Source organism: Pseudoalteromonas sp. MTN2-4 (genome assembly GCF_042848605.1).
Classification (GTDB): domain Bacteria; phylum Pseudomonadota; class Gammaproteobacteria; order Enterobacterales; family Alteromonadaceae; genus Pseudoalteromonas.
The window spans coordinates 511290-532505 of record NZ_BTGK01000001.1; the positions used below are offsets into that span (position 1 = coordinate 511290).

Annotated in this window: 17 protein-coding genes; 11 read left to right on the forward strand and 6 right to left on the reverse strand. The window is 43.4% G+C overall.

Annotation, left to right across the window (positions count from 1 at the left end):
- The 3 genes from ACGHEH_RS02405 (at nucleotide 1) to ACGHEH_RS02415 (ending at nucleotide 4613) form a co-directional block, all read left to right on the forward strand.
- Nucleotides 1–855: an HDOD domain-containing protein gene (locus tag ACGHEH_RS02405; protein ID WP_349286439.1), complete on the forward strand. Its 855-nt coding sequence runs from the start codon at nucleotides 1–3 to the stop codon at nucleotides 853–855.
- Between the two features lie 178 nt (nucleotides 856–1033).
- Nucleotides 1034–3010, forward strand: a complete 1977-nt coding sequence (locus tag ACGHEH_RS02410; RefSeq protein WP_390441520.1) for a collagenase — start codon at nucleotides 1034–1036, stop codon at nucleotides 3008–3010.
- A 394-nt stretch (nucleotides 3011–3404) separates the two neighbouring features.
- Nucleotides 3405–4613 (forward strand): beta-propeller fold lactonase family protein, encoded by a 1209-nt coding sequence (locus ACGHEH_RS02415; RefSeq protein ID WP_349286441.1) that lies wholly within the window; start codon nucleotides 3405–3407, stop codon nucleotides 4611–4613.
- Between the two features lie 821 nt (nucleotides 4614–5434).
- On the opposite strand, the gene ACGHEH_RS02420 is transcribed toward ACGHEH_RS02415, so the two are convergent.
- From ACGHEH_RS02420 to fadI, 5 genes are all read right to left on the reverse strand, one after another.
- Nucleotides 5435–5710 (reverse strand): YfcL family protein, encoded by a 276-nt coding sequence (locus ACGHEH_RS02420; RefSeq protein WP_390441522.1) that lies wholly within the window; start codon nucleotides 5708–5710, stop codon nucleotides 5435–5437.
- Between the two features lie 8 nt (nucleotides 5711–5718).
- Nucleotides 5719–6846 carry an ATP-NAD kinase family protein gene (locus ACGHEH_RS02425; RefSeq protein ID WP_349286443.1) on the reverse strand — a complete coding sequence of 376 codons (1128 nt, stop codon included), beginning with the start codon at nucleotides 6844–6846 and terminating at the stop codon, nucleotides 5719–5721.
- Nucleotides 6836–7405 (reverse strand): elongation factor P hydroxylase, encoded by a 570-nt coding sequence (locus tag ACGHEH_RS02430; RefSeq protein ID WP_390441524.1) that lies wholly within the window; start codon nucleotides 7403–7405, stop codon nucleotides 6836–6838. The genes ACGHEH_RS02425 and ACGHEH_RS02430 overlap by 11 nt, the downstream gene beginning before the upstream one ends.
- A 199-nt stretch (nucleotides 7406–7604) precedes the next feature.
- Nucleotides 7605–9842, reverse strand: coding sequence for a fatty acid oxidation complex subunit alpha FadJ (gene fadJ, locus ACGHEH_RS02435; protein WP_390441526.1), 2238 nt, complete (start codon nucleotides 9840–9842; stop codon nucleotides 7605–7607).
- The gene (gene fadI / locus ACGHEH_RS02440) at nucleotides 9842–11152 is read right to left on the reverse strand and encodes an acetyl-CoA C-acyltransferase FadI (protein WP_138562208.1); all 1311 of its coding nucleotides are present in this window, start codon (nucleotides 11150–11152) and stop codon (nucleotides 9842–9844) included. Before fadI ends, fadJ begins: the two co-directional genes overlap by 1 nt.
- Nucleotides 11153–11455: 303 nt before the next feature.
- Between fadI and ACGHEH_RS02445 the strand changes: the two genes are divergently transcribed.
- From ACGHEH_RS02445 to ACGHEH_RS02480, 8 genes are read left to right on the forward strand one after another with little or no spacing between them, the layout of a single operon-like run.
- Nucleotides 11456–12412: a MoxR family ATPase gene (locus ACGHEH_RS02445; protein WP_130255485.1), complete on the forward strand. Its 957-nt coding sequence runs from the start codon at nucleotides 11456–11458 to the stop codon at nucleotides 12410–12412.
- A gap of 2 nt (nucleotides 12413–12414) precedes the next feature.
- A complete protein-coding gene (locus tag ACGHEH_RS02450) occupies nucleotides 12415–13362 on the forward strand; it encodes a DUF58 domain-containing protein (protein ID WP_390442394.1) in 948 nt (315 codons plus the stop codon).
- Nucleotides 13363–13365: 3 nt separating this feature from the next.
- A complete protein-coding gene (locus ACGHEH_RS02455) occupies nucleotides 13366–13800 on the forward strand; it encodes a DUF4381 domain-containing protein (protein WP_390441530.1) in 435 nt (144 codons plus the stop codon).
- On the forward strand, nucleotides 13793–14791 hold the full coding sequence (locus tag ACGHEH_RS02460) for a VWA domain-containing protein (protein WP_390441533.1): 999 nt from the start codon (nucleotides 13793–13795) through the stop codon (nucleotides 14789–14791). Before ACGHEH_RS02455 ends, ACGHEH_RS02460 begins: the two co-directional genes overlap by 8 nt.
- Nucleotides 14792–14793: 2 nt before the next feature.
- A complete protein-coding gene (locus ACGHEH_RS02465; RefSeq protein ID WP_390442396.1) occupies nucleotides 14794–16680 on the forward strand; it encodes a VWA domain-containing protein in 1887 nt (628 codons plus the stop codon).
- The gene (locus tag ACGHEH_RS02470) at nucleotides 16674–18305 is read left to right on the forward strand and encodes a BatD family protein (RefSeq protein ID WP_390441535.1); all 1632 of its coding nucleotides are present in this window, start codon (nucleotides 16674–16676) and stop codon (nucleotides 18303–18305) included. The genes ACGHEH_RS02465 and ACGHEH_RS02470 overlap by 7 nt, the downstream gene beginning before the upstream one ends.
- Nucleotides 18306–18358: 53 nt before the next feature.
- The gene (locus ACGHEH_RS02475; protein ID WP_390441537.1) at nucleotides 18359–18874 is read left to right on the forward strand and encodes a sigma-70 family RNA polymerase sigma factor; all 516 of its coding nucleotides are present in this window, start codon (nucleotides 18359–18361) and stop codon (nucleotides 18872–18874) included.
- Nucleotides 18874–19587, forward strand: a complete 714-nt coding sequence (locus ACGHEH_RS02480; RefSeq protein ID WP_390441540.1) for a DUF3379 family protein — start codon at nucleotides 18874–18876, stop codon at nucleotides 19585–19587. Before ACGHEH_RS02475 ends, ACGHEH_RS02480 begins: the two co-directional genes overlap by 1 nt.
- 54 nt (nucleotides 19588–19641) lie before the next feature.
- Here ACGHEH_RS02480 and ACGHEH_RS02485 read toward each other — a convergent pair whose 3' ends face one another.
- On the reverse strand, nucleotides 19642–21174 hold the full coding sequence (locus tag ACGHEH_RS02485) for a M17 family metallopeptidase (protein ID WP_390441544.1): 1533 nt from the start codon (nucleotides 21172–21174) through the stop codon (nucleotides 19642–19644).
- Between the last annotated feature and the right edge of the window lie 42 nt (nucleotides 21175–21216).

Here is a 21216-nt window from a genome sequence, read left to right on the forward strand (position 1 = left end):
ATGATAGATATTGATGATTCAGTGCTTAAAGACATTAAATCTGGTTTTAATCTTCCTCCTAAACCAGAACTACTGACTCAGCTTCAGCAAACGCTCAAAGATCCAGAGCCAGATTTAAATGACATCGCAAATTTAATCTCAACCGATGTTGCGACTTCAGCGGCGGTATTAAAAGTGATTAACTCTCCGAGTTATGGCCTTGCTAGAACCATTACTGATATTCGCCAAGCAGTGATGTTTTTAGGTTTAAACAGTATTGCCACACTTGTTAGCGGTTTCTTGCTAAAACAAGCATTCGATCAAAAAAGCTGCTGTATTAAACTTGAGCGCTTTTGGGATACGGCGACAGAAATTGCTGATGTTGCAACATTAATTGGCAAGAAGATAAAATCCAAAGTACCGACCGAAAACCTACATATGCTTGGGTTATTCCATGATGCCGGCATTCCTGCGCTTGCCGTAAAGTATAACGACTATGTAAAAGTACTCGGCGCCGCTAATCGAGATTATGATAAAAACCTAGTGCAGCATGAAGAAGAAGCCTACAAAACCAACCATGCGGTGATTGGGTATTTCTTAGCAAGCAGTTGGCACCTGCCAAAGAGCACTTGTCAGCTTATTTTACGCCATCACGATGCTGAGTATTTCACTGAAAAGCACACAGACGAAGAGCACATGACCCTCGCGACGCTAAAGATGGCCGAAAACCTTGTGCATACGCAGAAACGCTTTATTGCCGATCCTGACTGGCCGTTTATTAAAGACAAAGTGCTTAATGCGCTCGAATTAGAAGAAGATGACTACCAAGACATCAAAGAAGATGTTGAAGATTATTTTCAGGAGAAGTTTGGGTAGTTTTTAAAAGCTAACTATTTCATGATGTTAGAGCTGGCAATCTAGTTAGCTCTGCCCTTTTCTCTTCCATAAATTGAACTCATTTAAGCAATGCTTTAGCTGTTTTATCCCAACAAGGTTTCCTACTACTATAAAAATATGTATATTGTATTCAATATTTACTGTTGAGCAGATAACAATGAAAATAAGAGCACTTGCATTAGCGACCAGTGTCGCACTTGGCCTTATTGGCTGTAATACCCTTGATACCAAAAACACATCAGATGAACCAGCAACCCCTATAGTAATTGTAGTGAGCGATGAGGCCAAAGCTTTAGTGCAAAACATTGTTAGCGCCGAACTTGATGACTTATGGAACACACAATTTGATCATCACCAAGCCGGTTTATTGCTCGCGGTTTCAGAAGCCATTCGTGAAGAAGTAAAACTATATGGCTTAACAAGCCAAAAATTAGAACGTTTAACTTATTACCTGCGTATTTTTAGTAGCTTTGGTCCTGCCAAAGACTGGCAAGCAGGCACTGCTGAATCATTAAACCAAGCATTACTTGCTATCGTTGAGCATAGTGACTTTTACACTATCGACGAGACGGTTGCTCGCATTCATGAAAACTACGCCACTGCGCTATTTCGCTTATACTTTAATGAAGCACTACAAAGTAAAACTGCCGAGCATATTCAGCCACTCTCTCAGCTTGTAACGCTTTACGGTGAAAGTGCGTTGCCTCAAGGCAATACAGATTACGGCAAAGTCGTCGATTACGCGATGTGGGAAGTGCTTAGAGCCGGTGCAGTACTGTCTTATGAAGCAAGACGTAAAAACAAAGAAGCATTTTCGGATGCTGTTCAACAACAAAGTCTTTTACAAACCGCATTAGTTAATTTTATTAGCAGCAAAAATGCAATGCGAGAGGGAGATGACTGGCCTAAGCAACATGCATTATGGGCATTGGCACAGCATTACAACTTATACGTCACGCAGTATTGGAACGAATACTACACCCTAGACGAAGAAGCCCAAAAGAGCTTAAACGATGATAAAACCAGTTTACCTGTTGAAGCCAAACTAGAGCAGCTCGACAACCAAGTATGGCAAGCGCTTGGCAAAGACAACACGCTTTCAGAACCCGAAAAGCAGGCCCTTTACAGCATTCCGTATGTGGTAACGTCGTTTAGAGGTAAGTCAGAGTGTAGTGAAGCGCCGTTAAAAGGTCGTTGTATTGAACCTAAAATTGCCGATGTATTGCCGATTAAGCATGAGTGCTCAAAAAGTGCTTACATTTTAGCGCAAGCGATGAGCAAAAAAGAGCTGAATGATTCATGTCAGCGCTTAAACGAGCAAGTGGATACCTTCCATGAGAAACTCGCAACGCAACGCCAACCTGTAGCGAATGATTTCAACGACCAACTTCGTATTGTGATCTTTGATAACCACGCCGAGTACAACCGCTGGGGCCAACTTATCTTTGATATTCACACTGACAATGGCGGCATGTATATCGAAGGCACAACCCAAGACCCTGATAACATCGCAACCTTCTATACTTTCGAGCACTTTTGGGTGCGCCCTAAGTTTGCGGTATGGAATCTAAATCACGAGTTTGTGCATTATTTAGATGGCCGCTTCAATAAGTACGACACGTTTAACCATTTCCCAAGCAACATGGTTTGGTGGTCTGAGGGCTTAGCAGAATATATTGCTGAAGGCGACAATAATCCACGTGCATTTAAAAAAGCGTTTGAGCTTGATGAGAAAGACTGGCCGAGTCTACAAGAGGTGTTCGACACTGAATATAAAGATGGACAAGACCGCGTTTATAAATGGAGCTATTTGGCCGTACGCTTTATGTTTGAAAAGCACCGTGAAGATTATTTAAAGCTAGCGCACTTCTTACGTACCGACTTCTTCGATGGCTATAAAAAGCTGCTAGATGAGTCTGGTGAAAAATATGGCGCTGAATTCAAAACTTGGTTGCAAGCACACAAAGCCGAGCAAACAAAAAATAAAGCGAGAAAGGATCCAAAAAAACCACGTCAGTTTTATCGCTACACATATAAAGATTATCTGCAACCTAAGCATTTAAAGGCAGACAAAGCGCACATGCATTGGCAATACTGGCATGAGAATGCATCAACAACAGAGAAAAGAGATTAATTCAACAGTTTCCCTTTGAGTTATCAAAGTCATCCTCGAAAGTTGGTGGCTTTTTTATTTTGACTTGCCATCAAGTTAATCTAAACCACTTCATTAAATCAAAAACATACTTTTATAGGCTTTTAAAGAATCAATAGAAATCTTGTTTTATTTTATTAAAACAGTCTAAATTTTGATGCCTAAGTAGATAATTAACCGGGTTGATCGCATTCCAAATATGACCACAAAATTAAAAAATTCAAGTATGTATTTTTGGTATGCATTGCACTATGCAAAAAATAAAAAAATAACACATCAAAAAACAACTTTTACCCATTAAATTCAATAATTTACAAAAAAGCAATGCTGGTGCAAATTTTGCTTTATCAAAAGCAAGAAATGAGAGGTACCCATTATGATCAAAAATCTTACTAATAAGGCGTTTAAACCGAGCACACTTTTACTGATAGCGGTTGCAACCCATGTCAACGCGGATCAGTCCTGTCTTGATGGTCTCTTTGCGATTGATAGAAAAGCTGAAGCGGGTCAAAGTAGCCTTTACCATATTGATTTAACTAATAAAACTTACAGCCCACTCGCAGATTCTGCAATAGCAGTGAGTAACCTTGCAGCAAACAACGACACACTCATTATGTTTAAACGTTTAGACAGTGAGACCAATGCGTCTAAAATTTATCAATATGACCTGTCTTCTGGTGAAACAACAGAAATTGCAGATACAACCAGTTACCCGATTAAACGCTCAGTCATGTCATCTGCCGATTTCATTTTAGCGACCAGTCAAACCTACATGTATCAATTTGACATTAATACTGGCGCAAAGACAGTGCTTGGCAAAATGCAGACTAACGACGCAAATTGGGATGACTTTAAACATGGTGACATTACTTATTCACTCGATGGAAATACAGTTTATGTCATTAATGCCAAGTCATTGTATACGCTTGACCAGAGCAATATGCAGCTAGATAAAATTGGCGAGCACAACCTCAATTGGCCTTCAGGTATTGCTACAGCGGAAGACGGAACAATGTATGTGTCTGCAAGGAACGCTGGAGAAAATGCCAAAATATACGCTATAAACCCACAAACAGCCGAAGCCCAGTTTGTTATGGAAGGACCTCGCAACATCGCAGATTTAACCTTTGTAACGCATTGTGGAAACCCTCTTTTAACCATCGCAGACGAATTTCAACAAGCGATTGATGATGCAAAATCATATTGGGATGCGAATCAACTAGGCGGTGCAGCTGCGAATGTGGCTGGGTTTAAAGACGGCTCGTTCAACTTTAACAAAGATGGCTTTTTGGTAGAAAGTAAAGACCGTTTAAATAAACACAATAAAAAAACAAAATATCCAAACTCAAATCGCTGTGCGAGACTTTGGAATAATTTGTTAGACGAAAAATATGTACTTAACCGCTCTGGTGCAGGTCGCAAAAAGTCAAATGGTGACACCAAATGGTATTACTCAACAGCTGACGGGGCATTCAAAATAACGGGTGCAAAACAAGGGGTATGTACTTTTACATTGAATAATAATAACGCATTAAAGCTTAAATATGATTCAAAAACAGGGGTAGTTGATGTAAGTAAAGATTAGATAATATGCTTAATTACCTTTCAATAATCAGGCTAAGTGACTTGTATGAATTTAACTTAGCCTGATTACTTTTTAACTATGTCAAAGCCTTCTCATCGATAGGCTTTCGTGCTCTTGTAGTTTTCATTCAACCCTTCACATCAATTACAACTACCCTTTTTAACATGTTAGTAAGTTATTAAGACTTTGCGCTAAAGCTACTTTTAAAGTCTTCACTACTATCAAAACTTGATTGCGTTTTTAGCCGAACTTGAGCTGATATTTTTACACTTGCAGTTGAGATTTCTAGCGAGCATGCTCAGATCAAATACATATAATAGAATCAATTATTTATTGATACTGACTATGGCTTAGATATCAACTTTGAAAAGCAGTGAGCTTAAACACTAAATTCCTTATGTCGTTGTCGAACTCTATGTTTTTAATGACCATGTCAGCTTCTTTTCCGTTCAAGAGTTAATGCTTACTACAATATGAATTAGCCTTTTTGAAGAGAGACTACTCCATGCTCTACTCAGCTAAGGAAAGTACGAAGAGTAACAAATTTATTGTCTTGCAAGGTTTCAAAATGACATATTATGACAACAGTCTAGATAGTTCGAAACGTTGATTCATTTATTTAAGAGGGGATAACTAAGGCTCAATTTACAATTGTTTAGTGTTTTACTTTAGTAACTGTTGCACCACAACATGAGTAGAAATAATGCAGTGGCTTGAATAATCAAGCTGAATGTACTCTTTTTATTCAAGCCTTCAAATATCTAGACAACTAGGTTGCATTCCACCATGACTGTCTAGCGATTAGTTAAATGGAGTAGCCGCTAAGCCAACTCTTTAACTTGCTCCCAGATATTAACCACATGGGTTTTGTCATCTTCTGTGAGTTCGCCATTGCGATACGCTTTGACCAAACTTTTTTCGATTTGCTCGTTTAGCTCTTCAGGTGTTAAATCTTCACCCTCAACCTGTGCGTAACCGACAGCCAAGTCAAAGTGACCACGCAGGTAGCCACCAGCGAATAGTTCATCGTCACTGGCTCTGTCTACCAAATCATCAAAAAACTGCTGCGCTGACTCTACGTATTGTTGAAATAACATCTTATCTCCTAGTTTAATTCTTCATGGCCAACGGCATACATCACATGGTCGTTATAGCCTGTGATCACTTTAATGTAACCACTTAATTCTTGATCTAATGCTTCATCACCTGTATCGGCGATAAGCGGTCTGCCATTTAGCGCTTGCAGCTTGGTTTTTGTCGCAATAACCATAATATTCTCTTTGCCAATTTTGCGAATAAGCGCTGGGCTTAATTGCTGATTACCACGACCAAAAATGTGACCTTGCCCACCTATCAAAGTGATCACTAATTTGGTTGGCATTTTTTCTGCGGCAGTCAATAAATCTGCGGCGATCATGTCTTGACCAATAAGCTCATGATCACAGATAAGGTCTACGCCTAATAAGGTGTTCTCAAGGCCAAGCTCTTCCATAACCGCTGCAACTGTTGAGCCTGAGCCCATGATATATTGCTCGTCATCTTCCATCTCGCTGATCACGAAAGCTGCAATATCGGCAAGCACCAATTCATCGCTCTCTTTACCGCCATTTTTAACGCTTTGCACATAGCGCAACTCGCTAGGTACTTGCATTTCACCGTAGCGTTTCGCTTTTACTGTACCTTGACGAAATGCCTCTTCGTCAATGTCCATCACGTCGGCTTCACCTAAGGTGACAAGCTCGCCTTTTACAAGCATATCAACGACTCGGCCAGCTGCTTTTGGTGTAATTGCATATACGCCAGAGTGAATTTTGCACCCTGCCGGTACACCTAAAACAGGAATTGAGTCATCAACGGCAGCACAAATATTACGCGCAGTGCCATCGCCCCCTGCGAATAGGATCATATCAACACCTTCGGCTAACAGCGCTTTTGCAGCTGCTTCAGTGTCTTCAGGGGTTGTCGGAGTGGCACTTTGATAAGCCACATACGTCTCAAAGCCCATTTCTTTAGCCAGTCGCTCGCCCATTTCACCATTGACGGTATAAACATGGATGTTTGCTTGGTTTTCTTTTAGTTGTTCAAGGGCTAATGCCGTTCGAGCATTGGCTTTGGGCTCAGCACCTAATGCCATCGCCTTGGCTGCGGTATCACTGCCATCACTGCCTTTTAGCGCTACACTGCCACCCAATCCGGCAACTGGGTTAATGATCAATCCTAGTTTAAACTGCATCCAAAAACTCCTCTGGGCACTGCCAATCAAACTGCGCTGCAGTTAACGGCCATGGGGTTTTATAAAAGTCACTCAGTGCTTTTAATAACTCTTCGGTGCGAATGTTAAAGCCCTTTTCTAATAGCTCGAACACTTGCGCCTGTACGCGCTTTTGAAAGCTAAAACGACAGGTTTGCTCACCATTTAAATTGTCGACCGACACATTAAAATCAAACCCGGCAGCTGCGCTTAGGGCCCACTCAATGGCCTGCGGTTTAATTTCTACTTTTTCAAACTCATGTTGTTGCTCTGCACTTCGACCGTCAGGACAATACCAATATCCATAATCTTCAAGTTCACGGCGACGCTCTCCTGCCACTAACCAATGGGCAATTTCGTGCAGCGCACTGGCATAAAAGCCATGGGCAAAAACCACTTGGTTGTATGAGGTGTCGGCATTTTCAGGTAGATAAATCGGCTCATGCTCACCTTTTATTAAGCGCGTGTTGTACGCCATAGAAAACAGGCCATCAAAGATTTTCGTCAGATCTGAAATGTGATGCGATATTGGGTTTGTCATTGGGTATATCAAAGGGGCTAGAGATCCAAACTGCTGATGTCGATAATTGCGCCGCATTGTAAAGTTTTTTACCTTGAAAGTAAAAGTAGACTGTAAGCCTCACTCATTTCTGCTGATACGAAAAAAGGCGTCTGACGACGCCTTTAGATTTAAAACAATGTAGGGAAATAACTGTTTATATAACTTAGTTATCTTGTTATTAAGCTGGCTTTTCTGATGCCTTCAAGTTGTCACCTGTGCTAGATTCATCAACTTTTACAGCCTCTGGCTCAGCTTCAACTTTTTCTTCTTCAGTCTTAACTTCTTCAGCTGCCGTTTCGATAACGTCTTCTGCTTCAGCAACCACTTCAAGTTCAGGCTTAGCAGTCTCAGCTGGCATTAAGCACTCAGCAGGCGTGAATACCGGGTTGTCGTTCGCGAACGTTGCTAACTGTGAACACAGGTTTTCAATCCCCATCTTATTCATGTAAGTGAAAGGGCCACCTAAGAATGGAGGGAAACCAATACCAAAGATTGCGCCGATATCACCATCGCGCTCGTTAGCAATAATGCCTTCATCTAAACAGCGTGCTGCTTCATTAAGCATTAAAGACACACAGCGATCTGCGATTTCTTTCTTATTCAAGCGTGGGCTTGGCGTTACACCAAGGAGCTCGTATACAGACTCATCGACTTTCTTGCCTTTTTTGTCGTACTTGTAGAAACCACGACCTGTCTTACGACCTAAACGTTTGCTGTCGATTAAACGATTAAACGCATCGGGTGCTTTGAAGCGATCGCCCAGCTCTTTTTCAAGAATTGGTGCAATCTTAGAACCGATGTCGATACCTACTTCATCAAGCAGTGCCAATGGACCAACTGGGAAACCAAATTCAACCAGTGCGGCATCAATCTTCTCGATTGGCTCACCTGCTAGCAATAGATTTGCCGCTTCATTCACGTAAGGCGCTAAAATACGGTTTACGTAGAAGCCCGCTTTGTCTTTTACCACGATAGGTGTTTTGCCTTGCTTACGGGCAAATTGAACCGTACGCGCAATAGTTTGCTCAGAAGTGCCGTCATGAGGAATGATCTCAACCAATGGCATTTTTTCTACCGGTGAGAAGTAATGTAAGCCAATGATGTTCTCTGGGCGCTCTGCTTTTTCAGCAATTTGCGCAATCGGTAGTGACGAGGTGTTACTAGCAAAAATAGTTTCTGCTGAACAGTTTTGTTCAATTTCAGCCACCATACTTTGCTTAAGGTTTAAGTCTTCAAACACCGCTTCAATCACCATATCAACGTGCTTAAAACCTGAGTAATCAGTCGAGCCCGTAATGCGGTTCATGGTTTGCTGTACGTCGGCATGAGACATGATGCGACGCTTCTGACGCTTAGATAAAATCTTGTAGCTGTAGTTAAGTGCATTGCTCACACCTTGCTGCGCCACATCTTTTACGCGCACTAAGGCTTTAGCTTTAACCGCACTTACATGGGCAATACCTGCGCCCATTAAACCACCACCAAGTACAGCAGTTCGCTTCACTTTTGCGACATCGTCTTGGTAGTCTTTTTTCATTTCAGTGGTCGCGAAGAAAATACCACGTAGTGACTTAGACACCTCGGTCATTACTAAGTCAGCAAACCCTTCTGCTTCTGTTTTGTAAGCTTTCATTGGATCAAGCTCAACAGAGGCACGCACGGCTTTAATTATGTTAATTGGTGCAGGGTAATGGCCGCCCGTTTTCTTTAATACACCTTCTTCTGCTTTTTTGAAGATGATGTTACGACCAAATGGGTTTGACTCAAGCGCCCAGCTTAACTTATCTAGTTTTGGCTGAGATGGTTTTGCTTTGCCTTTTGTAGCAAACTTGGTTGCCACATCAAGCAAAATGCTTTGTGGTACACAATCATTCACAAGGCCTGCTTTTTTAGCTTGATAAGCACGTACTTGCTTACCTGTAAGCATCCACTCTAGCGACTTTTGAATACCCACAAGTTTTGGTAAACGTTGTGTGCCGCCACCACCTGGTAATAAACCTAGCTGTACTTCTGGTAAACCTAGTTTTGTGATGTCGCTGTCTGTACATACACGGTAATCACAGGCAAGGGCAAACTCGAGACCACCACCTAATGCTGCACCATGGATTGCAGCAACCGTCGGGTATGCTTGATTTGCCATAGTGAAGAAAGCTTGCTGACACATTTCAGATAGCTCTAACGCATCATTACGCGTTTTTGCACTATCTAGCATTTTGATATCAGCACCTGCGATAAAGTTATCTTTTTTACCACTGATGAACACCATACCTGTAATGTTATCATCACGGCCCTGCTTTAAGATTGCCGATAGGTCATCAGCAAAACTTGCACGCAAGGTATTCATTTTCTCATCGGCAACATCAATGGTTACAACTGCAACCTTGCTATCCGTTAGCTCATAACTAAATACTGACATTATGCACTCTCCAATACGAAGGCCGCACCAAGACCACCTGCAGCACATGCAGTTGTCAGTGCTAACCCGCCACCACGGCGTTTTAATTCATTTAAGCTCTGTGTGATAAGACGTGCGCCAGTCGCTGCAAATGGGTGACCATAAGCCAGTGAACCACCGTTAACGTTAAACTTATCCATATCAATTTCACCGATCGCTTTCGAGCGACCTAGTTTTTCTTGCGCAAACTTATCACTGCCAAACATCTTCATGTTTGCAAGTGCTTGCGCAGCAAATGCTTCGTGCATTTCAATTAAATCTAAATCTTGTAAGGTGATCCCCGCTCTGTCTAACGCGATAGGCGTTGAGTGCGCTGGACCCATTAGCATATCTTCGTGTACGCCAATTGCCGAGAAACCAAAACTACGTACATAACCAAGGATCTCATAACCAAGCGCCTTGGCTTTGCTTTCACTCATCATCAGTACTGCTGCTGCGCCATCTGTTAACGGTGTTGCGTTTGCGGCAGTTACAGAACCGTGTTGTCTATCAAACACAGGACGAGGCTTTGCATAACCTTCGATGGTTGAGTTATGACGAATGTTGTTATCTTGTTCGATGAAAGACTTATAAGGTGGTACATGTGCCGCCATCACTTCATCTGCAAGTAGGCCATCATTCCATGCTTTACTCGCTAACGAGTGTGAACGGTGTGCCAATGCGTCTTGATCTGCGCGGCTAATACCATGCGTTTTAGCCATCTGCTCAGCCGTTTGACCCATTGATAAACCAGTTGAATACTCAGCCACCGCTGGCGGTACAGGTAATAAATCTTTAAGACGAAGTTTGCTGAAAATTTTAAGGCGCTGGCCTAATGTACGCGCTTTGTTTAAATCAACTAAGCTGCCAGCTAGCTTTTTGCTTACACCAATTGGCAATACAGAAGAAGAATCTGCACCACCTGCAATACCAACATGGGCGTTACCCGCCACAATAGACTCTGCGACGTTGGCAATGGCTTGGAAGCTGGTCGCACATGCTCGAGATACTGAATAAGCATCTACCGATACTGGCATACCTGTACCTAGTACGATTTCACGCGCGATGTTTGGCGCTTCAGGCATTTGTACTACTTGACCAAAAACCAGTTGGTCAATTTCATTTTTATCAAAGTTAAGACGCTCAAGCATCTCATTAACGACAAGTTTGCCTAGGTCTAGCGCTGGAACATGGTGGAATGCTGTTGCCTGCTTGGCAAATGGGGTACGAAGACCGCTGACAATCGCGATTCTATCGCCTTTTCTTGTTTTTAGTATGTTTTGTTCAGACATTGAATTTGCTCTCCCGCTGACAGGTCTGACCTGTTGAATTTACATCGATTCTAAACAACCAACAAAAATATGCCAATAAAAATTTTAATTCGGCTATAAATTGAGCACCAAACTCAACCCTAGATGTTTTTTTAACCAGACGCAAAATATCTTTACAAAACAATGGAACTATTTGATGTAGTGCAGTCTAATCAATATCGTAATCTTCCTTTAAATTTCGTGTTTATTGATAGCAAACACTTGAGAAGTAACGATAGAATCCTTATAAATTAAGCAAAAAATTTTGTCAGCAAAGGACAAACCATGGCAGTAAATGAATTCTCAGCTCTGAAAAAATATTTAGATACGCAGATTATTGGTCAACCAGAACTGACCCAAGCGCTACTTATTGCGATGCTTGCAGACGGCCACCTATTGGTTGAAGGCCCGCCGGGACTTGCAAAAACCCGTGCTGTTAACGCCCTCGCTAAAGGCATAGAAGGCACTTTCCAACGTGTGCAATTTACCCCAGACTTATTACCAGCCGATGTCACAGGTACTGACATTTATCGTCAGCAAACCAATGAATTCGTTTTCGAAAGTGGCCCGCTATTTCACAATCTTATCTTAGCCGACGAAATTAACCGTGCACCAGCCAAAGTACAATCAGCGCTGTTAGAAGCCATGGCTGAGCGTCAAGTGACGGTTGGTAAAAACACCTATCCGCTGTCAGATCTGTTCATGGTGATGGCAACGCAAAACCCGCTGGAGCAAGAAGGCACATACCCTCTGCCGGAAGCACAATTAGACCGTTTCTTATTGCATTTAAACATCGACTATCCGGGCGCTGAAAACGAGCTGGCCATTCTACGTTTAACCCGAGGCGAAGCGTTAGAAGAGCATCAAGCTGATTTCACCGCCATTAGTCAAAACACCTTATTTGAAGCACGTAAGAAAGTGTTATCGATGCATCTTGCTGAGCCGCTAGAGCAGTATCTTGTGCAACTGATCATAGCCACTCGTGAAGCTGCAAAACTTGATGAGCAACTGGGTCGTTGGATTGAGTTTGGCGCCAGCCCACGAGCTACTATCGCCCTTGATAAGTGTGCCCGCGCACACGCATGGTTACATGAACGCGATTTTGTGACGCCAGATGATATTCAAGCTGTACTGCATAATGTATTGCGTCATCGCATTATTTTAAGTTACGAAGCGCAAGCTGATGGTATCAGTAAAGACCAAGTGATCAGCCGTATTCTTGAACTTGTCCCTGTGCCATAATGATGCAGCAAGCCGTATTCGATACCGCGCAATGGTTAACTCAGTGCCACAGTAATGGCGCCGAACTCGACTTAAAAGAATTGCTTTACTACAAATCTAAAGCGCATCTTTTGTCGTTAAAACCGAAAAAACGCATTCAAAGCAGCCAAGCAGGCCAATACCTTGCGCCACATAAAGGCCGCGGGATGGAGTTTGCTGAAGTTCGTCAATATCAATATGGTGACGACATTCGTGCCATCGACTGGCGTGTCACGGCCCGTACAGGCATTACTCACACTAAGCTCTATCAAGAAGAAAAAGAGCGACCGGTGTTTGTGTTCACCGATTTATCAAACAGTATGTTGTTTGGTTCGCAGCTTTTACTGAAATCTGTGCAAGCCGCACATTTGAGTGCACTTGTGGCTTGGTCAGCATGTCAACGTGGCGATCGTTTAGGCGGCATTGTCTTTAGTGAATACGCCCATCATGAATTAAAACCTACAGCACGTGATAAAGGCGTGCTATCGTTAAGTCATCAATTGGTCGACATTCACAAACAAGCCTTTGCTAACCGTGAACAAAACGCTGAGAATCGTTTTTCCGATAACTTAAAACGCTTAACGCACTTAGCCAAACCGGGCAGCTTAATTTACCTCATCTCTGACTTTAATCACCTACAAGAAGCCGACTTCAAACAGCTTGAACGTCTAGCGCGCCACTGTGAACTGATTGGTTGTCAGGTAAGCGATCCGTTCGAACATCAGTTGCCTGCCTACCAAGATGCCATCAAGGTCGATGCCGAAGGCCAATCTTGGACGCTGCCACTGATGAATAAACAATTTAGAGACAAGTTTGCTGAGCAAACCGCGCAAGTGTTTAACCAACGCTTTCAACGATTACAACGCACAGGCATGAGTATGTTGAACTTTTCAGCAGCCCACCCTATTGAACAGCAAGTAGTGAGACTTTAACCGATGCAAGCTTCACCACTCGACGCACTTCATGATGTTTTACCGCCGGAGCAAGTGGCTTGGTGGCCATTGTCGCTGCCAACTTGGGCAGTGATAGTCACTTCACTTACTTTGCTCGTCACGCTTGGCATATGGCTTTATAAACGCCAGCAATTTTTAAAAGTCAAAAAAGCCGCTATAGAGCTGGCTAAACAACAAAGTGATGATGCGCAGCAACTGCATATAATACTAAAACGCCTCGTAAAACATTATTACGGTGCGCCTTTGACTTCATTGCCTACTAAAAAGTGGCAAAGCATTTTAAATACACTCAGTGGCGAACAGTTTTCTGAGCAGGCGTTACACAGCTTATATGGCCCAAAGAACAACCCAGAATTAGCCAAGCAAATCTTTAACGCCATCAAAAATCTAAAACTCAAGGAGGCCATTGATGTTTGAATTTAGCTGGCCTTGGGCGTTTTTACTGTTACCCCTGCCTTGGATTTTAAGGCGTTTTACCGCCAGTACTGAGCAAGTAAAACAAAGGCTGCGTATGCCTATGTTTGCTCACTTTTCTAAACTGGCGCCTAGCCTCAAAGAATCAAAGCAAAAAACCAACTGGTTCGAAGCCCTAGTTTGGGTATGTTTGGTCATTGCTGCGGCTAACCCACAATACTTAGACGACCCAGTTACTTTACCTACTGAAGGTCGCGATATTATGCTGGCCGTGGATTTATCGGGTTCAATGACTGAGCAAGATATGGAGTACCAAGGCCGTTATGTTGATAGGCTTTCAGTAGTAAAAGCGGTTTTAGGTGACTTTATCGAACAGCGTCAGGGCGATCGCCTGGGTCTGATTTTATTCGCCGATACCGCTTTTTTACAAACGCCCCTTACCCGTGACTTAGATACGGTAAGTCAAATGCTCAGCGAATCGCAAATAGGCCTAGTGGGTCGCGCCACTGCAATCGGTGACGCTTTGGGTCTAGCCGTAAAACGTTTTAGTCAAAAACAAGACAGTAACCGTATTCTCATATTGCTGACCGATGGTCAAAATACCGCGGGTAACTTGGAGCCTGATGAAGCCCTTATTTTAGCGCGTGAAGAAGGCATTAAGGTTTACACCGTTGGCGTTGGCTCGGATGGTCGTGGCGGCTTTAGTCTATTTGGCATGGGCGGGATCGGCGGCAGCAACATTGATGAAGCCACGTTAAATAAAATTGCCACCGAAACTGGCGGCTTATATTTTAGAGCAAAAGACGTCGCAGGGCTTCAGCAAATCTATCAAGAGCTGGATAAACTAGAACCTATCAGCGACGAAAATGAAACCTTCAGACCGCAAATCGCTTTGTTCTTTTGGCCCCTAGCAGCGGCGCTGGCATTACTCATGCTTAATCAACTGTACGTTAATCTTGCACGACTGCTTTCTCGTTCTGGTAAGGAGGCTTAATGATGGAATTTGAATTTTTAAGGCCCCTACTGTTACTTTTAATTATCCCTTGGGCCATTTTAACCACAGTACAAGTGCTCAATAAGAGCCGCAGCAATAAATCAGGATTAATTGCGCCCCATTTAGCACATGCGATGCTAACCGAAGGTAAAGCAAGCAAACAAACAAACCCGTGGCTGCTGGCGCTATTTACTTTGCTATGCATTATTTTTATTGCAGGCCCTAGCTTTGAAAAACAAGAAGTGCCGGTATTTAAGTCAAAACAAGCGCGTGTGGTTGTGATGGACATGTCTTATTCGATGTTCTCAACCGACATTAAACCCGACCGACTCACTCAAGCGCGCTTTAAAGCACTCGATATGGTCGAACTTTTTAAAGAAGGTGAAACTGCATTGGTTGCCTACGCGGGTGATGCGTTTACCGTGTCTCCACTGACTTCTGACGCCAGTACATTAAGTAATTTAATTCCAAGCCTTAGCCCAGAGATTATGCCTAGCAAAGGCTCAAATGTGTATGCAGGTATCGACCAAGCTATGCAACTGTTGTCTCAGGCTGGTTACTTACAAGGCGAGATTATTTTAATTACTGACGGGCTTGAACAGAGTGATGTCGACGAAGTTAGAGAAGCCATGCAAAGCAGTAAGTTTACATTAAGCATCTATGCCATCGGCACCGCACAAGGTGCGCCGATTGCCTTGCCTGAAGGCGGATTTATGAAAGGTCGCAGCGGTGAAATAGTCATTCCAAGGTTGAATGTGGCGCCCCTTAGAAATCTTGCTGCCATAAGTGGTGGTCAATTTTCAGCATACACACCCGGCGCTGAAGATATTCAAGTGTTTGCGCCAACGGCGAGCTCCAGCGAAGCAGATCAAAACGATGAAGAAAACAAAATACTTTGGCGCATTGATGCAGGTAAATATGGCTTAATTTTACTTATTCCATTGGCATTGTTACTACTACGCAAGTCAGCATTGGTATTATGTGCAATGTTCTTTATGCTGCCTCTGTCTCAATCTGTTTATGCAGCAGATTGGCAGTCTTGGTTTAAAAATACCGATCAAAATGCCTTATCGGCATATCAATCTAAAGAGTTTGAAAAAGCGGCTGTCGCAGATAACACTGATTTAAAAGGCGCTGCACTTTATAAACAAGGCCAGTATGAGCAAGCTGCTGCGGTGTTGAAAAACAGCCCCTCGGCGATTGGTCAGTACAATTATGGTAATGCCCTTGCCCAGCTTGGCAAACTGGACGAAGCCATTGCCGCTTACGAGAAAGCACTAAAGCAAAATCCTGATTTTGACCAAGCCAAAGAAAACAAAGCCCTGCTAGAGCAAATGAAGCAACAACAAGAGCAGCAACAACAGAATCAATCTCAAGATGGAGAGAGTGAGCAAGATCAGCAATCAGATGAACAGTCTGATCAACAAGGTCAATCAAACAAGTCTGAGCAAGGTCAACAAGACCAGCAGCAAGGCGAGTCTGGCGAGCAATCTGACCAGCAACAAGGTGAACAATCAGAGCAAGATGCCGAACAACAAAACTCGGGGCAGCAAAACTCTGATCAGCAAAACAAGCCTGATATGCAAGCAGATGCTCAACAACGGCAAAATCAAGCAGAGCAAAAAGACAGCGAGCAATCTGAGCAACAAGCTCAACCTCAGCCGCAAGAAGCCACAGACAATAATGAACAACAAGGTCAGCAGCAAATGATGCAATCGGCTCAAGCTAAGCCAATGACCCCTGAAGAGAAAGAAAAAGCGCAGCAGTTAAACCAGTTACTCAGGAAAGTACCTGACGACCCTGCCATTCTATTACGAAACAAAATGCGCTTAGAGGCCCAAAAAAGAGCCCAACAACGTCGCCTTGGAGGATCTAAACAATCATGGTAAACCGTTTTTATATTGCCTGTGTATTTTTACTGTTTAGCACAGCGAGCGTCGCTTTTGACAAGTTAACCGCATCGGTCGACAGAAATCCTGTTTTAGTGGGTGAGTTTTTTACGCTGACTATTTCAGCGGATGGCCGTGCATCAGGTCAGCAGCCTGATACCAGTGCCTTGGCGAGAGATTTTGTGATGGGCCCAATTAATACTGGCTCAAGTACTCGCATCATCAATGGTCAAGCAAGTAGTGAAACCACTTGGCAAATGCAACTCATGTCGCGTAAAGCGGGCGACATTACGATCCCAGCTTTCACTGTTTCTGGTAAAAGTAGCGACCCAATCAAACTAAAAGTGGTTGCACGCAGTAACGATGCCGATGAACAAAAAGACATCTTTATCAAAACCGAGTTAAAGCCAAGCAAGTTGTTTGTTCAACAAGCAGGCCTTTACACGGTTAAACTTTACTTAGGTAAAGACCTATTAGACGGGCAACTGTCAGCACCCGCTATGGAAGACGCGCAAGTCACACTTCTTGGTAAGCAAAAAGAAGACTATGAAGTAGTTGATGGTCGCCGTTATATGGTCATTAGCCGAGAGTATCTACTTCAACCTCAAAAAAGTGGTGAATATACTATCGAACCGCCAATTTTTAATGGTCAAGTTAGAGAGAATTATCGCCGTATGTCGGTCTCTGCCATGGGCACAGCTGAAACAATTGACGTGCAACCCGTACCTGAAGATTACAATGGCGCATGGTTACCCAGTGAATTAGTCAATTTAAGTGAAGAGTTTCAGCCTACCTCTGATGAAGTCGTGGTTGGTACACCCATCACGCGTACTATTACCCTGACCGCTTTAGGTGTGACCAAAGAGCAGTTGCCTGAAATTCGCCTGCCAGAAGTCGGTGGCTTTAGAAGTTACCCTGATGAGAGCGAGCGTAACCAACTTGCACGTGATGGTCGAGTGATCTCACAACTTGTCAGCTCGTATGCGTTGGTGCCTCAAATACCAGGCACTTACACCCTACCTGAAGTAAAACTGCCTTGGTTTAATACAGTGATTAACCGTGTGCAATATGCGACCTTGCCAGCTCGTACACTGACCGTCATTGCTGATCCGAATCAAACTGCTCCGGCTATACCAAACATGACAGCACCATTGCAAAATCAACAGGCAATCGAGCCAACGATTGTTGAAGTTCCCGTTGAAAAGACATTGCTTGATTGGGGCATTTTGGTATCGGGCTATGTGCTTTGGATTTTCACTTTGATTTTTGTTTGGCTTGGTTTTATCGCTCAAAAAAAACCTGCGATTGAAACTGAAACCAATGACACATTCAAACCAAGAATGAGTTTGAGCTTGCTAACACAAGCGGCTAAAGCGAACGATAAAACGCGCTTTTATCAGTTATTAAGTGAGTTTGTTACTACTGAGCTCACTACAACCTCCTTTAGCCAGTGGCTAAAAGAGTTAGATAACGCTGAGCTAAAAGCAGAAATTGTAAACTTACAAGCAGCCCTTTATAGTGAAGGGGCGGCTTCTGCAAATCTTGAGAAAATTGCTAAGCTCATATCTCAAATTGAGAAAAACCAAGCAGATCAGAAACGTAGCTCGCTACAACCTCTGTACTGAAAATTTTTATGAAAAGTGTGTAAGAAAAACTTACTTACTAAGGTCTATTGGGTATGACCAAAAAACAACAACGCTACGAAGAGTTGGTTAAGCAGTATCAGACGGAGCTTTATCGCTTTGCCTACTGGCTTAGCAAAGATCCGACCGTAGCAGAAGACTTAGTACAAGAGACATTTTTGCGTGCGTGGCGAGCTTTAGATTCTTTACAAGATGAGGCAGCGGTAAAACCTTGGTTATTAACCATAGTACGTCGCGAAAATGCGAGACGATTTGAACGTAAACAATTCGATTATGCCGACGTCGACAACGACACCATAGTCGATAACCAAAGCACCACATTAGATTCAGAGATGGAACAAACGGTGATCCAAAGACAAATTAGTCAGCTCTCGATTGAATACAGAGAGCCGCTGCTTTTGCAAGTAGTCATGGGGTGCTCTGGTGATGAAATAGCTGAGATTTTAGAGCTGAACAAGAACACTGTAATGACGCGTCTTTATCGCGCACGCAACCAATTGAAAGAGGCACTGATGTCTCAACCACAAACCATGACGGGGGCTACAAACTGATGGATGAATTAGAATTTCGTCGTCGCGCATTTGCCGATCCCAACGATCCAGAAGTCATTGCGTTTGCACAGCAGAACCCTGAACATCAAAAGCTGCTAGATGAGCTAATGATGTTAGACGACAAAATTAACCTAGCACTTGATATACCCATACCACCAGATCTCACTGAAAAGCTGATGACGCAAACCAAAAACGCGCCTGCAAGTAATGTGACGCAAGGCTGGTTTGGCCGTTTTAACAAGCCTTTTGCGACCGCGGCATCAATCACATTGGCGGTCAGCTTATATTTCTTGAGTGTGGGTGGCTCAAATGACCTACAAGCTGGCGAACATGCGTTGGCACATGTTTATTATGAAGTAAAAGCGCTTGAGCGTGACAAAGAGGTTGATTTACAAGTGGTCAACGAGAAACTTGCCATGTTAGGTGCTAAGTTTGAGTCTTTACCTGGCAAAGTGACCTATGCGACTTTTTGTCATTTTAAAGGGCAACGCAGTTTACATCTAATCTTTCAATCTGATCACGGCCCTGTTACTGTATTTGTTGTACCGCACTCAGGTGATATTCAAGACAAGCAATTGGGTGAATTTAACGATGCGCGTTTTGCAGGTGTGATCTCAAGTGAAGATAAAGCCAATATGATCTTGGTGGCTGACAGAAATTCACCGGTCAACGACTATCAAGAAGACGTACAACAAGCGCTCCGCTGGTTATAGTTCTCATACAAAAACAAAAAAAGGCGCATGATGCGCCTTTTTACTTTTATTAATTTACAAACAGTATCTAGCAAATAAACTTGCGACTGTTGCAGCCGTTGGCTTACCATGCTGCCAATCACCGCCCTCAACACCAGAACCTGCAATATCCATGTGCACATAAGGTAATGGTTGCTCTGAGTCTAAGCCGTGCTTGTCTAGACCACCCACTAACGCTAAGAACGCCATCGGGAATTGGTGACCACGTGCTGTAACCGCTGATGGCGCATTGTTACTTGAAAGTACATCATCGGCTAGTGTGCGCGGCTGAACGAAGTCGTAGTCTTCTCGACGGCTACGATTTACTTCTGCTGCATCAGCCCATAAGTCACCTAAGTCAGCAATCTGGCGAGATACATTAGCTGCGCGAGCTGGGCCATTTTCAACGTACGCACTGTAAGGACCCACTGCACGAGCAGCGTGACCGGTTAATGTTGCCACAGTAAATAGCTCAGGGTTTACTTCATTCTTCGCAAGGTCTTTCACTTCGCTCAGGAGATCACCCATAGCCAGACGGCCTTCTGCATCTGTGTTACCGATGCGAACACGTAACCCCTCACGACACGTGATGATTTCATCTGGTACGAAACAATCAGAGCCAATTGAGTTACGAACAACTGCTAAATATGCAATCACTTTAACGCCTTTAGGCTGATAATCAGCTACTGCTTTCATGAAGCCTGCCACCGATGCAGCACCGCCTTTGTCACGGCTCATACCTGCCATGAAACCACCGACTTTAAGGTCTGCACCACCTGTGTCATACACTAAGCCTTTACCTACGAACAGTAAGGTTCTTTCAACGCTTCCTTCAGGCTCATAGGTCATTTTCACAACGCGTGGATGATGACGTTCTACCGCATAAGATGCGCGCGCAACGGTCGCAAGCATTGGGTAGTCTTTGTTAATTGTGTCAATGCTGTCGATCACTTCAACATCAACGACAGAGCCTTTTAACAGCTCAACACAGTAATCAGCAAATTTAGGTGGTGCCATACGCTCAGGCTCAGTGCCACATAAATCTCTTGCCGCATACTGGCCTGCTGCAATGGCATTTAACTGCTTAACTTGCTCTTCGCTAGCGCTCGCTAAAAATACCTGCTTAACAGGCTCAATGCTCTCACCGTGGTATTCTCTTGCTTCAAGAGGCTGCCATAACGCTTGGCACATGCCTAAGAATGCAACTTCTAAAGCTTGTGAGTAACGCGCATCATCAGCAATAGAGGCAAGCTGTAACACAGGCTGAGTAACACCAGCCGCTTTGGCTTCGGTGATAGCGCTTTTAGCTGCTTCGAAGATACGACGTACGTCATCATAGTCACGCGTTAATGGTCCAGTTGGTGCCACAATAAGACGTTTGCCCGGTAAGTTCTCTGCAAATAGTAATGATGCTTTTTGTTTAATGCGTGCATCAATTGCCAGTGCAGGTGCAACAATGTCATTTAGTTCTGCTTGACCTAAATCTTCAACATTGCCGGTGATCACAATGACAGCATCTGCGTCAGATGGAAGATTACCGTTAAAAGCAATCGCGAGAGGAAAAGACATAAAAAAGGCCCTTATTGTTATTCAATTAGGGCCAATTATCGG